The sequence below is a fragment of the Mesorhizobium intechi genome, from assembly GCF_002879535.1.
GTDB classification, from domain to species: domain Bacteria; phylum Pseudomonadota; class Alphaproteobacteria; order Rhizobiales; family Rhizobiaceae; genus Mesorhizobium; species Mesorhizobium intechi.
Map to the genome: position 1 here is coordinate 1 of NZ_PNOT02000267.1, position 13421 is coordinate 13421.

Genomic DNA, 13421 nt, shown 5'->3' on the forward strand with positions numbered 1-13421 from the left:
CCCGTAAGGGGCTTTTCCTCCAGCCGATTTTGTTCTTTGAGCGAATCCGCTGGATCGGCGATATGCTCTTTCAGCAGCCGGAATGTATATGATCTTTTAGCCACAACTTGCTCCCCGCCAAGCAACGCCGACGATGATAGATGTTATCGCCGACCGCTCACGCCAAAATGCGGGAGTGAGGAGACGTACATACCGGCTTTCGGGGACGCACCGAAAGGCCCACGCTTATGACGTCGCATGAGCGACTGCTTTCCGGAAGCGTACGATACTGACCTTAATGAAAGGAGGCGCATTGCAGCCAATCCCCGCGCAGAGAATTAACAAGTTCGTCGGATAGCGGCGCGACCCGACAGCAAACCCGTGAATGTTCTCGGAATGCTCGGCCGTTTCTCCCGGGCGGCCGGAACATCCATGAAGCCGGGCCGTCGCGGTAAGGTCTCATCCCTTGGTCCTCATATGCTCGGGTTCGGCTGCACCGCGAAGTCATCTGTAGATCTTCTTGAACAGTCTAGGGGCGGTCGAGTGTCAGCTCGATACGTTCGATTGCATATCTGTCGCGCGTTCCATATTTAATTGTCGAATCTCGCTGAATGGGAGGGACTAGCAATGACACACTTAGCCTTACAACCTCTCACACAGGCCAATACCAAATCTGCCTGTCAAAAACTCCAGTAGATCACCAGTAGTATTTTTTTGGAACATTCGACCTTCAGTAATCAGGCTGCTGTCGGTGATTTCTATTGGCCAATCCTCGATAGCGAAACGGCTCAAGGTCCTGTTCGTGAATATAGCAGCGCCAATGGACCGCTTTGCGCGAATGATGCCCTGTCCTGGCAGGAAATCGGCGTTTTCGCGCCGCTTGCGCATAGTTTCCAACAATTTGCCGATGGGAAGTGCGACAATTTCCTGCACGTCACGCGGGTACGTTTTGGTCTTCTTTACGGAGCTGCCGAGGTGCATCGTTGCGATGTAGGCATGTGCGACGGCGCGTAATCAGGGATGCCAGCCGCGAAGCTCGACCATGAAGTTCGCTCGCTGTCACGTGTCCATGTGAAGCCGTTCGTCAAACGACAGAAAGTGGCCGGCGATGTCGAGCCCGAGAGGGTGAAGGCGCCGGCCGAGAAGACTTATGGCAAGGTCCCGCGTGGACCGGATCTGCCGCCACGCGACCACCCCGCTGAGCCGGTGCAGAACACGAGGCGCACGTTGGCGCCGAGCGATGACGCTTTGCGGTTGCCTTCTTCTCCAGAAATTGGGTGGTGCCGTCCTATCGCACCGCTGAGCCCAGCGAAGCCGAACGCTGGACGTGCTGGCCCAGATTTCGGCGGGGGCAGTCGCAGCCGGCTGTATCAGGCGCTCGTAGTCAAGCAAGGCATAGCCCGGCGGCCGGCGCCAATTTCGAGGGCATCATGCTGAATGCCAGCCACTGCGCATGGCCCTCTATTTGCGCGTGCGCATGGGCAGGCAAGCTGACTATTACCTGTCGATCCCGGACCAGCGTCGGCAGGCGCTGGCATACTGCGCCAACCGCAATTAGCAGGTAGGGGCGAATTTGTCGAACCAAGCGCCAGCGGCACCGGTGACCACAGCCCTGAATTGCAGCGTGTTGTCGACATGGCGACGGCCGGCGCCGCCGTTCGACGTTATTGTCGTGCATTCCTTTTCCCCGCTTCGCCCGCGAATTCGCGCTCGAATATCAGGACCAGTGACAGGTATCGGCGAAGCCGCCGACGCAAGCGCTGCCGCGACTGCGCTTTCCACCGTTGCTCGATCAGTCCCACGGAGATTGTTTCCAAGTTTCATGAATGGCATCTCGGCCTGACCGACGCCTGAAACAAGAGCGCCCGCAAGGCTGTTCGCTGCCATGTCGACCGGGCGAACGGTGGTGACCGGGATAGCTCCGAACTGTTCGCCGGCTGACGCACAGGGCCGACTGTCACTTTTCAAAGAAGGAAACCTCTGTACCCTCCATTCATGAGGGCGCGGCCACGAAAGACGGCGCGGCGAATGCGGTCGCGCAGATGATCTCGAGGGTCCGCCCAGTCGGCATGGACGCGCCGTTGACCAATCAGCGCCTCGGCGAGCTCGCGATGTGAAGCCCCGGCAAGTGCGCCGTCGAGCGCACGAAGAACGAAGGTCAAACGGGCACCGCGTTTTTCCGGCCGAAATAAGCGGGCAGGTAGGCGTTGGCCCAGGCTTAGAGCATTGAGGCACTCGAGCGCCCTCAGGCGGTGCTTCGAAAACATCGCGGGCCAGATCGCTTCGGTACGGAGGTGAATAGGGTGCAAGATATCCGCGCCTGAGACGGCGAGCTGGAGCGTACGCTCCGCGTTGCGAAGAAGAACATGCTGGCCTTTGTCGGGCGCCAGCATGACCGTCGCACGACATGGCAGTGCCGACAGATCAAACGGCAATGTCGCTGGCGATGCCGACAGCTGTTCTGCAATGACCGGCAGCACATCGGCGCACCAGAACGGACACCAGAACACAATGGAATTGCGCCCAGAAGACTCGGCGAAACAGAACACCCCAGGGTGACAGGTCGCCGGCCGACGTGACCACGTTGAGAAACGGTTGGTGAGACCAGGTCTTGGCCCGCTGGCCTGCAATGGTCACATCAAGTTGGAATGCTGGATTGCGGCGCAAGAACTCCCAGGCCCACTCGCGCGTCGTCAGACCAGCGGTGTAATCGTATGATCTTTCATCGCGCCAATCAGCCTCGTCCGCGCCAGTCACGACTGTGCCCCCCTCCCCGCTCCCACGGACGTCGACACATTATGCCACTCGCCTAGGCACCGGCACCGAAGGCACCGGACCTCGATTGCGCCGTTTCGTCGAAGCGTGCGCCATTGGCGATGTCCAGGGCAGAAGACGCGCTCAAATAGCGACCAAGCTGTCGCCGCACAGCGACAGCCAGCGCGACCTGTGCACGCCAACGGAGTCGGTTTGATAGCAGTGATCGGCTCCTCGGTCCCGTTCAGGACGTTCCTTGAAGACCCAGTGGCGTGGCGGTGGATTGCACGATGCTTGTGGGCAAGTTGTCGTAGCGCGGGCGATATAAGCTCAGTCATCGCAGGTCTCCTCGGGTAAATTTTTCGCAATTGGAGGCCAACTTTCACGCTAGGGCAGCCTGTGCAGTTGTACAGGTTATGCCGACTGGTCAGTGGACCGCAAAACGAACCGGCGAGGCGCGCAAATCGTTTCGTTGGTGGTGCTCACGTCGAGCTTTCTTTGTGGGCGGTATGGAGATAAAGCGCGGATGGGCTCCGCTGCCCTGCTGCAGCCGATTTGCCAGGCAGACTTGCGCCCGCACTGCCCTGTTGCTGCGGCATACCAATACGTGGCGTCAGGAAGACATCGTCGACCGTTAACCGCTTTCCCGGAAGCAGGGTAAGCCGCGAGTTACAACCGGAAGGGCCGCCGTCCAGGCGGACCGCATCCGAAGGACTGAAACGAAGAAAGGACCCGAAGCGGGAGCGAAGCGTTGCGGTCCGCCGCGGCGGGCCTACAGCGGGGCGCGCCCACCTTAGCACTGCTGAGCCCAACAGATAAGAATTGCGGGTACCTGAGGAGCCGCGCCAAGGCTAAGCCAAATGGGCGCGCACGTGCCGAGAAGCGCGTTCCATCCACGAGCGGCCGGTGAGCGCCGTTAGGCGCGCCGGCGCCGCTACGTCCGGAGGTTCAACAGAATTACGCATGGGTCAGCGTCAAGCACTGCAGTTACATCGAGAAACTCAATGACATCGAGACGCCGTTCTCCACCCTCGTACTTGGCAACGAAGGATTGCGGCCGGCCAAGCCTCTCAGCCACCTGAGCCTGGGTCATGCCTCTGGCCTTGCGCAAAGACATCAACTGGGCCAGAAACCGCTGGTGGCGGGGAGATCTAAGAGACTTGGGCATGTAGCGAACCGGGCAGGTAAAAGACCGGCTCGGCCACTAATCCCGGTTCCGGATTATCCCATTTTGGGATATGCTGTCTTGAATCCAGCGATCAACATGCGAGGTTCGTGACAGACATGACTAAATCAACGGGAACAGATGGGACCCAAAGCTCAGCACTGCGAGACGAAGTTCCCTGGTCGGAGAGTCTCACGAGCGTGACCGGGAGCATCGCACCATTTACCTGCGCATCCTCGACGCCTGGGCCGATAACGCCAGCCTAAATTTAGAAGAAATGGCCGAACTTATTCTTGGCATCGACCCGATCCTTGAACCGGTCCGCGCCCGCAATGCCGTTCGCAGCCATATCGATCAAGCGAATTGGATGGTGACAACGGGTTGCGCGCAACTGTTCGCCCCGTGAGCTGCAACGCGGTGCGATGCCTATTTTAGACGAGTACGTCCCGGTGCCGGCCATGCGCCCAGCCACGAGAGACGGCGCGGCAAGAATTCGAGCGCAGATGATCGGAAGGAACCTTGCAGTCGGACTGGACGCGACGCCAATTTAATCTCGCGCTGGATGCTCCAGCAAGTGACCCGTCGAGCGCACCATCAAGGAAACGTCAAGCGGTCTGCGCGTCTTCCGTGCCGAAACAGTGGGCAGGCAGTTCACCGATGAGGCAAAAGGGGCTTGACGCACTCGAGCGCCTCGGCGTGACAATGCCGTCAGGTCGTACGGCGCCGCGGTTGGCGATAGCGACGGCTGTTCCGCGACGACCGGCAATCAAGGACGCACCGGCGCGGCCAGCAGAACACGATCGCAGGCGTGCCTCAGACTGGGCGAAACAAAACACCCCAGCGTGAAAGATTCCCGCCGAAGCGATCACGTCGATAAGGGCTAAGACGTAGGCTATTGGCCTGCTGGAGGGCAGCGACCAGATCACACCGGAATGCCGGATTGCGACACAAGAATTCCCAGCGAAGACAATCGACGTTATTGAGCAGCGCAGTCATAGGAGCAGCGATCCTGCCACTTCTGATCGGCATCTGGCGCAACAGATATGGACATGACACTGCTCCCCGCCGCGTGATCATGCCACCCGGCGAAGCACCGGCGCCCACAGCACCGGACCGGCAATCCCACCGTTTTGCCGAACCGCCTGGAGCATCTTTTCCGACACTTCTAAATAGCCGGCCAAGGCGCGGGTGGCGCCAATCGTGTGCGGCTCTCCAATGCGCTCCAACGGCCAGCCGGAGCGGCGAAGGATGCGTTCCATGCGCAAATCGGTGACCGTTACAATGTGGCTGAGCTGGTGTGAGAGGCCCAACTCAATCATGGCGGCGAAGAGTTCGTAGGTAGGGATCGCAATGCCGCCCGCTCCCTTCAGTGCCGACGAGGCAATGTCAAGCGCGAAGCGGCTGCTTTCCCAGATGCGTGGATGCTCGGGTGCCCTCTTTCCGTCTAATAGCATGGGGAAGGTATCGCGAAGCATCGTCGGGCCAGTCGAGGGCAAAAGGCGCACGCAACCATCTACCCGCCACTCGAAACCCCGCCGCAACAGATGCGGTCTCAATGCGTCAAATGAGTCGATTTCGTAGCCACCGCCTCTTCCTGCCAGTCGAGCCTTTCTTTGAAGACACGGTAGCGGAGGCGATGCATGGCATGCAGATCATCGGCAAAGTCCTCATAGCAGTCTGGTGCAATCAGTTGGATCATGGAAGCCTCCTCTTCGGGGAAATCTCCCCGTCATTGGAGACAAAGCTTCACGCTATGGCAGCCTATATAGTTGCGGAGGTATAGCCAGATTCAGCAACGCGAAGAATTTGAAGCCGCGAGACGGGCAACTGCCTGTCTGGTCGTGCTAACGTCAAGTTTCCTGCGGACGTTCGCCAGATGAAACGCTATCGTATGCCGCGTGATTCCCAGGATACAGCCGATATCCCGATTGGATTTGCCCTTCTCGGCCCATTGCAGACACTCGTATTCTCGCGCCGTCAGTAAGACGCCATCCACCAGTCGATCAGCCGAAAGCTTCTGACGCACGAACATATGAAAACAGGTCGCGACGTAAGGGAGACCGTGTTCATAGCGTTCCGCGGCGCGGATAAATGAAGCATCACGCTTGTCAGCGGCAAAGGTCATCGCCGCGAAATTGCCTCGAAGATCGACAATCGGGATCGTCAAACCAGAGCAGATGCCGAACTGCGCCGCTTCGTCGAAGAGCCTACGCTGAGCTGCTGATGGCTCAACACCGGGTAGCGAAGAGCCCCATCGGAAGGGGGATCCGCCGCCCCGGGCGCGCACGATCACGGGATCAATGCTCTGGTACTGGTGCTCAAGATAGCGCGCTGTCCAGCACGTCGGATAGTTGGAGATCAGCGTGGGCTTGTCACCTTGCCGCGGCGGGAGCGAGAGATAGGCGAAGGCGAGCAGGTCGAGTTGTGAGCTCAAATAGGCCAGGGCCCTGCGGAAGTCGACCTCATCGACGCCTTCTGAAAGCTGTTCCAAAAATCTTTCGAAGACAGATTGCATGTCTGCCCTTATCAGAAACTTGCCTGGGTTTTCGGCAACTTGCCTGCAGGTGGCAGCAAGTCCAGATGCTCGGCATCATAGTGGCTTCATAGGGGTCATTATCGTAGTTCCCAAACAATACATTTGACCGATGCGGCGGACCTGCAACGCCTCAAAAATAGGCCCTGCCAGCGGGGAGGTGCGCCGGCAGGGTTCGCGGCGCAACATCCGCGGTCAAATGGGAGGACCGGACAACAGCCGCGACAAAAGTCGTTTCACTCGCAAAGATTAAACCGCGCCTTCGGCCTTCAAGGCGCGGTACGTCGTGTCAACAGACTTTGCCGTCGCATCGACGATGATCTCGACTTCGTCCCGGGTGATGATCAGTGGCGGGGCAAAGCCGAGAGTATCGCTGTGCGGCATGGCCCGGCCGATGACACCGTTCTCAAGCAGGGCAGCGGCGGCCCGCACGCCTACCTGCAGCTCGGGCTCAAAAGGTATGCGGGCTTTGGGATCCCGCATCAGCTCCACGCCGGACAGGATTCCAACGCCGCGAACTTCGCCGACAATGGGATGTCCCTCCAGTTCCGCCTTCATGCGGGAAAGCCAATAGGGGCCAATATCCTGGACATGCTCCAGGATATTTCTTTCCTTGAGGACGTGAATGTTGGCAAGTGCGGCTGCCGCGCAAAGGGTATGTCCCGAATATGTCCAGCCATGGCCGAGAGCCCCATGCTTCTCTGTCCCTTCTTCCAGGACCGACCAGACGCGGTCGCCGATAATTGATCCGGAGATGGGGAGGTAAGCGGAACTGACGCCTTTGGCGATCGTGACGAAATCCGGGCGCATTCCATAAAGGTGGGAGCCGAATTTCGCACCGGTGCGTGCGAAACCGCAAACCACCTCATCAGCGATCAAAAGGATATCGTACTTGTCCAGCACCTCTTGAATGGCCGTCCAGTACCCCCGGGGGGGCGGAACGATGCCTCCGGTCCCAAGTGCCGGTTCTCCGATAAAGGCTGCAACTGTCTCTGGACCCTCGGCAATAATGAGTGCTTCAAGTTCGTAGGCGCAACGTTTCGAGAAGGCTTCTTCGGATTCGCCCTGATGCGCTTGGCGATAGTAATGTGGGGTCGTTGTGTGGCGCACTAGGTTCAAAGGCAGGTCGAAAAACTTATGAAAGAACGGAAGACCTGTCAGGCTTCCAGTGACTAGGCCGGAACCGTGATAACCGCGATGTCGCGAAATGATCTTCTTCTTTTCAGGGCGACCGAGAATGTTGTTATAGTACCAGACGAGCTTGATGTTGGTCTCGTTGGCATCGGAACCGGACAGGCCAAAATAAACTCTTTGCATGTTTTGCCCGAAATATTCGACCACGGCCTCCGCTAAGCGGGCAACGGGCTCTGTGCCTTGGCTGGCATAGACATGAGCGAACGGTAGGTCGTGCGCTTGCTTCGCAATGGCGTCAGCGATCTCCGTGCATCCGTATCCCATGTTGACGCAGTAGAGCCCACCGAAACCGTCGAGGCTCTTTCGGCCTTCGGTATCCCAGATGTAGACGCCTTCCGCTCCGGCCATGATCCGGTTTGGCGTCTCGCCGCGGCTGTGTTTTGCCAAATGCGTGGACGGATGAAAGACGTAGCTCCGATCCTTTTCCTGGACTTGCTTGGTTCCCAAATTGGTCAGGCTCATTGTCGCTCTCCCGTTGATCGCCCGGCGGAAACACTCCGTCCCGCTCGTCAAAGGCTGACTATACCGACGGTCCCACTTCACGTTCCACGGCAATGTACGTCCGTGGCCGATGAATCCACGGAAGTTGCTTCAAACTCCGTCGAAAACACGGACTCGGAACTCACCGTTGTCTCGGCGCGGACAATGGAATGGGCGAATTGGATTTTACGGATTTCGTCACGATGAGGCTGTAATATTGGTCGATCCCGAGTCCAACCTGCAGCAAACCCTCCATGAATTCCTGGTAGGCAGCCATAGAAGGAGCTGCAACGCGCATTAGGTAATCGACCCGGCCCCCGATCGCCCAGCAGTCCAAGATTTCGGAGATGCCTTGAATTGCCGTCTCAAAGTGTCTTTGGTCTTCGAGGCGATGACGATCCAGAACGACCTCCACCATTACGAAAATCACGCCCCCGGTGAGGGATGGACTCAGCCGCGCGTAATAGCCTTCAACAACCCCTGTTGTTTCGAGTATGCGCAGCCGCTCCGAGCAAGCCGACGCCGACAGATGGACGCGCTTCGCAAGCTCGCTTTTTGATATCCGACCGTGTGCCTGAAGCTCCGCCAGGATGCGAAGGTCCCATGCGTCCAGGCGAACCGTGTCGGGTTTCGACTTCATGGCGTTGCCGAGCTAAATATGGCTTTACGTTTAGTCTGCTTGGTTTCGGCGCCAGCTGCATCAATGGTCCGGTCGTGCCAGCCTAGTGTTGTCTTCGTCGCAGGCGATGCTGGTGTAGACATTAGCCCATGCGCACAGCTTGCCCAAAACGAAAACAAAGCTCTCACCGCCTTTTCATAGTCGGTGTGTAAGCAAGGCAGGACGGGCTGGCTAACCGGAATAATTAGACTCCGATGTTGCGCGCGATCGTATCCGCCGCCATGCGCTTACGCCACTCGAGTGGCCCTGAATTGTGAATGGAGTTTCCTTGAACATCGACAGCCATGATGACCGGCATGTCCTGCACCTCGAATTCATGGATGGCTTCCATGCCCAAGTCGTCAAAGGCCACGATCCGCGCCGTCTTGATCGATTTTGAAATCAAGTACGCAGCACCACCCACTGCGACGAGATAGGGCGTCTTGTGACGGACAATTGACTCGATGGCCGCCGGGCTCCTCTCCGCTTTGCCGACCATCGCAAATAGCCCCGTCGCGGCGAGCATCTTTTCAGTAAAACTATCCATCCGGCTGGACGTTGTTGGGCCAGCCGGCCCGACGACCTCATCCCTCACCGCGCGGACGGGTCCGACGTAGTAGATCACGCGCCCCCGCAGATTGACTGGAAGCGGCTCGCCGGCATCGATCAAATCGACCATCCGCTTATGGGCGGCATCACGGGCCGTCAGCATCTTTCCGGACAAAAGGAGGGTCTCTCCGCAGCGCCATGATGCAGTCTCTTCCTTTGTGAGCGTATTGAGATTTACCCGCCGGACATCTGCGGTGTGCAAGTCTTCATTTCCGATCTGTGGCCATTCAGAAAGGTCGGGGGGTTGGAGCTGGACCGGCCCTCTGCCGTCCAATGTAAAGCTCAGGTGCCGGTTGGCGGCGCATTGCGGAATGAGCGCGACTGGCTTGGACGCGGCGTGGGTAGGATAGGTTGCAACCTTGACGTCCACGACTGTTGTCAGGCCACCGAGGCCTTGGGCGCCGATGCCTAGCCCGTTAATTCGCTCATAAAGCTCAATCCGCAGTGCCTCCTCCGCGCTTGACGGCCCCCTGGCGGTCAGTTCCGACATGTCGATAGGTTCGTTCATGGCCTCCTTGGCCAGCAGCATAGCCTTTTCTGCGCTGCCACCGATGCCAACCGAGATCAGGCCAGGTGGGCACCATCCGCTGCCAAGGGTTGAAACCGTGTCGACCACCCAGTCGGCAACCGATGCGGTAGGGTTAAGGGTGGTGAAACGCGCCTTGTTTTCGGACCCGCCCCCTTTTGCTGCGATGGTGATTTCAATCTGGTTGCCAGGCACGAGTTCCACGTGGACGACTGCCGGCGTATTGTCACGCGTGTTCAATCGTCGGCCAAGCGGATCCGAGACGATCGACGGTCGAAGGGGATTGTCGGGGTCAAGATATGCTAGGCGAACGCCCCTATTCACGAGGTCGGCAAAACTCGCCGCTGATTTAATGCGGACGCCCATGCCCACCTTTGCAAAGACCACCACAAGACCGGTGTCCTGGCAGATCGGGCGCCGTCCGAAGCCCGCCATGCGCGAGTTCAGCAAAATCTGCCCGATAGCATTCTTTGCCGACGGGCTCTGTTCGCGCGCATACGCCTGCGAAAGAGACCGGACATAATCTGGAGGATGGTAGTATGAGATATACTGAAGAGCGTCGGCGACGCTCATTGAGATGTCCGTGCCGGCGATGATCCGCAATCTATTTCCCACCGGATCTCATCCAAATGAGCCGAGGCCGTTGACCATTTTCAGGCTTTGGAAGCTCCGCACCCCCTGCTCACCCCCTTCGTATCCATAGCCGCTCTGTTTAATGCCTCCATACGGCGCATCTGCCGAAACCCCTTTCAGGTAGTTCACACTGACCGCGCCCGCCGAAAGGCCATCGATCAGCGCCCGTTTCGCACTAGCGGCGCCGGTGAAGCAGTAGGCGGCCAAGCCATACACAGTGGCGTTGGCTTCTTCGATCGCCTCCTCCATCGTGTCGAACGGCGCCAGGGTGAGGATCGGTCCGAACGGCTCGTCATGAAGCACTTTGGCATCTTTTGGCACCCCTGTCAGGATGGTTGGCGGCCAGTAAAAACCTGGCTGGTCGAGGCGGGTGCCGCCAGTCTCGATGTGGGCGCCGCGATCGACCGCATCCTGGATCAGACGCTGCATGGCCTCAATTCGCCGCGCGTTCGCCATAGGGCCCATCTCCGTCGCGGGGTCGTCTGGGGGACCGATCTTGATCTTGCGAGCGGCTTCCCTCATTCGGTATAGGAATTCCTCATAGAGAGACCGCGCGACGAGAATCCTGCTCGGCGCGTTGCAGCTCTGGCCCGCGCACTCGAACTTGTATTCCGATATCGCGGGGACCGCCTGTGCGAGGTCCGCATCCGCGCATACAACGACGGGGGAGTGTCCACCGAGTTCGAGGACGCAGCGCTGCAAATTATTCGCGGCGAGCGTGGCAAGCTGTTTTCCGACTGCCGTGGAGCCCGTGAAAGTCAAGACCTTCACGATTGAGGAACTGAGGAGATGGCGCGAAATATGCACCGGTACACCGAAGACGAGATTGACCACGCCGTCCGGGACACCCGCATAGCGCAAGGCTTCTACGATATGCACGGCGGCGCTTGGCGTCTCTTCCGCACCTTTAAGAATCACCGGACAGCCTGCTGCCAGCGCAGGGGCGAGCTTGCGGGCGATGAGGACGGCGGGATAGTTCCAAGGCGTGAAGGCCGCCACGACACCGAGGGGCTCCGGCACGATCATCCTGTTCGGACCCAACGGAATCGGGGCCGACAGCTCTTCGGCGTGGGTGCCGTTCCACTCCAGCGTTTCGACAGCGCGCGCGTACTCACCTGTGGCCTCGGTAATCGTCTTTCCCTGTTCGGCCGACAAATCCTTCGCTGCGTCGCCTGCCTTTGTGGCAAGAATCCTGGCGGCTGCCACGAGGATCTCGCCGCGCTCTTTGACAGACCGTGAGGACCAAGCCTTGCGGCTGCGCTCTGCCGAAGCGAGGGCCTCGTCCAGATCCGACACCGTCGCCGAGGCAACCGAGCCAAATACCTTCTCCGTCGCCGGGTTAATAAGGGGCAACGTGGTTCTGTCACTAGCGGCTCGCCATTTACCGTTGATAAAGAGCTCATAGCTCGTGGCGTGGGACATAGCGCGCTCCGCTTGACTGAATTGAGTGCGATACCAGCCGACATCCGGACCATGGGCTCGCTTCCGCAGTTTCATCGCGATGGTCACGCCCGGTCAAATATGGAATGTCGACCAAAACCATCTCGAATACAGATTGATAAAGCTCAGGCAACCGCGAAGGGGCGCGGCGATAGCACTGCAAGAGCTTGGTTTGAAGAATGGCCTAAGCCGGGTCCGGAGCCGTGGCTGACCAGTGTCCGCTCTCGATCAATGTCCTGACCACCCTGGGGATCAGGTTGCGGACGGCAGAGACGGCTGGAGAGCGCTCATCTTTCGCGTTAACGGCAAGGACAACGGATCGCGTGATCACCGGATCAATGATCTTCACCGTCCGGACGCGGCCTTGAGATGCCTCTTTCTGAATGGCCGACGGCGTGAGGATAGAATACGCCTTTCCCTCCATGACCATATTGATGATCGTAGAAAGGGAATCGACTTCGAATCTTACGTCGAGCACACAACCGTGTTGCGCAACGACATCAGCCACCGAACGCCTGACGTTGTTATTGCGCATCGGAACCGCCAGGGGAAACGCGTGCAAGTCGACGAGGGGGATCGAATTTTCGAAAGGCGGTTCACCCGGCGGCACCACCAGGTAAAACTCTTCGCGGGCCAGCACCGTCATTTGCCCCACGCTCTCGGCAGTGCGGTACAGGACTGCCAGATTGAAGCGGCCAGCACCCATCCACTCCTCCAGCGGTCCCGTCATGCCCTCGATCATCTTAAACGAGATCCTCGGAAGCTCGCTTCTTACCGATTCAAGCAGGGGACCACTAAGCACGCGCGCGGCGCCGGACGGGATGCCAATGGTCACTTCTCCGGAAGGAGCAGCCACCGAGTTGGTCAGTTCCGCTTCAGTGAGCTGAATTTCCCTTAGAATAATCCGGGCGCGCTCAAGCAGCCTGTCTCCGGACGCGGTGACGCTGACACCCGTCCTATCGCGAACGAGCAGCTGGGTTCCGAACCCTTCCTCCAGTTGACGCACATGCAGGCTTAAGGCGCTTTGAGCAACGTGAAGGAGCGCAGCGGCCTTCGTAAAACTGCCGGCTTCCACGACGCCGACGAAGTATTTTAACTGCCTGATATCCACGGCTTAACCCAATTGAGGCGCTTTCCCAGTCCCTTCGTATTTATCTCGAAACTAGATGGCCAGCAAGTAATACCGCCTACTGCATACTGGGAAAAATGTCCGGTCTCATTGACCGGAGGCAGGTCAGTGGCTTCCCGCAAGAGCCAGAGTGCCGTGGGCGCGCCGAACCACCGGCGGATCAACCATCTTACCATTAAACGAGAATGCAGACATCCCGCGCGCGGCCGCATCGAGCAGCGCGGTTGTCTTCTTGGCGTCGCCGAAGTGAGCCAGCTTCAGCGCCTTGGAAAGGATCGTGCCTGGCGCCGGATCGCGGCTGCGAGCCAGGAGGATACCCGC

10 protein-coding genes and 3 pseudogenes are annotated in these 13421 nt (G+C 58.9%); 2 read left to right on the plus strand and 11 right to left on the minus strand.

From position 1 onward, the window contains the following. The first annotated feature begins 693 nt into the window (after positions 1-693). The gene (locus C1D09_RS33250; protein WP_167514721.1) at positions 694-993 is read left to right on the plus strand and encodes a hypothetical protein; all 300 of its coding nucleotides are present in this window, start codon (positions 694-696) and stop codon (positions 991-993) included. An 84-nt stretch (positions 994-1077) separates the two neighbouring features. Beyond that, positions 1078-1418 (plus strand): annotated as a pseudogene (locus tag C1D09_RS33855) (insulinase family protein); the annotation flags it as partial. Positions 1419-1943: 525 nt separating this feature from the next. Here C1D09_RS33855 and C1D09_RS23600 read toward each other — a convergent pair. The 11 genes and pseudogenes from C1D09_RS23600 to C1D09_RS33505 form a co-directional block, all read right to left on the minus strand. After that, the gene (locus tag C1D09_RS23600) at positions 1944-2459 is read right to left on the minus strand and encodes a DUF2285 domain-containing protein (RefSeq protein WP_246135847.1); all 516 of its coding nucleotides are present in this window, start codon (positions 2457-2459) and stop codon (positions 1944-1946) included. Beyond that, positions 2404-2736, minus strand: a complete 333-nt coding sequence (locus C1D09_RS33860; RefSeq protein WP_246135848.1) for a transcriptional regulator domain-containing protein — start codon at positions 2734-2736, stop codon at positions 2404-2406. The genes C1D09_RS23600 and C1D09_RS33860 overlap by 56 nt, the downstream gene beginning before the upstream one ends. A 931-nt stretch (positions 2737-3667) precedes the next feature. Continuing rightward, on the minus strand, positions 3668-3901 hold the full coding sequence (locus C1D09_RS23605) for a helix-turn-helix domain-containing protein (protein WP_143976549.1): 234 nt from the start codon (positions 3899-3901) through the stop codon (positions 3668-3670). 1070 nt (positions 3902-4971) lie between these two features. After that, a pseudogene (locus C1D09_RS23615) lies at positions 4972-5597 on the minus strand (acyl-homoserine-lactone synthase). Between the two features lie 90 nt (positions 5598-5687). Then, positions 5688-6413, minus strand: a complete 726-nt coding sequence (locus C1D09_RS23620; protein WP_143976550.1) for a LuxR family transcriptional regulator — start codon at positions 6411-6413, stop codon at positions 5688-5690. 267 nt (positions 6414-6680) lie between these two features. Continuing rightward, positions 6681-8087: an aminotransferase gene (locus tag C1D09_RS23625; protein ID WP_143976551.1), complete on the minus strand. Its 1407-nt coding sequence runs from the start codon at positions 8085-8087 to the stop codon at positions 6681-6683. Positions 8088-8247: 160 nt separating this feature from the next. After that, complete coding sequence (locus tag C1D09_RS23630) at positions 8248-8745, minus strand: Lrp/AsnC family transcriptional regulator (protein WP_143976552.1); 498 nt, start codon at positions 8743-8745, stop codon at positions 8248-8250. Positions 8746-8968: 223 nt separating this feature from the next. Further along, positions 8969-10471 (minus strand): fumarate hydratase, encoded by a 1503-nt coding sequence (locus C1D09_RS23635; RefSeq protein ID WP_143976554.1) that lies wholly within the window; start codon positions 10469-10471, stop codon positions 8969-8971. Between the two features lie 48 nt (positions 10472-10519). Continuing rightward, on the minus strand, positions 10520-11953 hold the full coding sequence (locus C1D09_RS23640; RefSeq protein ID WP_143976555.1) for an NAD-dependent succinate-semialdehyde dehydrogenase: 1434 nt from the start codon (positions 11951-11953) through the stop codon (positions 10520-10522). Positions 11954-12155: 202 nt separating this feature from the next. Beyond that, positions 12156-13082, minus strand: coding sequence for a LysR family transcriptional regulator (locus C1D09_RS23645; RefSeq protein ID WP_143976553.1), 927 nt, complete (start codon positions 13080-13082; stop codon positions 12156-12158). Positions 13083-13205: 123 nt separating this feature from the next. Continuing rightward, positions 13206-13421 (minus strand): annotated as a pseudogene (locus C1D09_RS33505) (hypothetical protein); the annotation flags it as partial.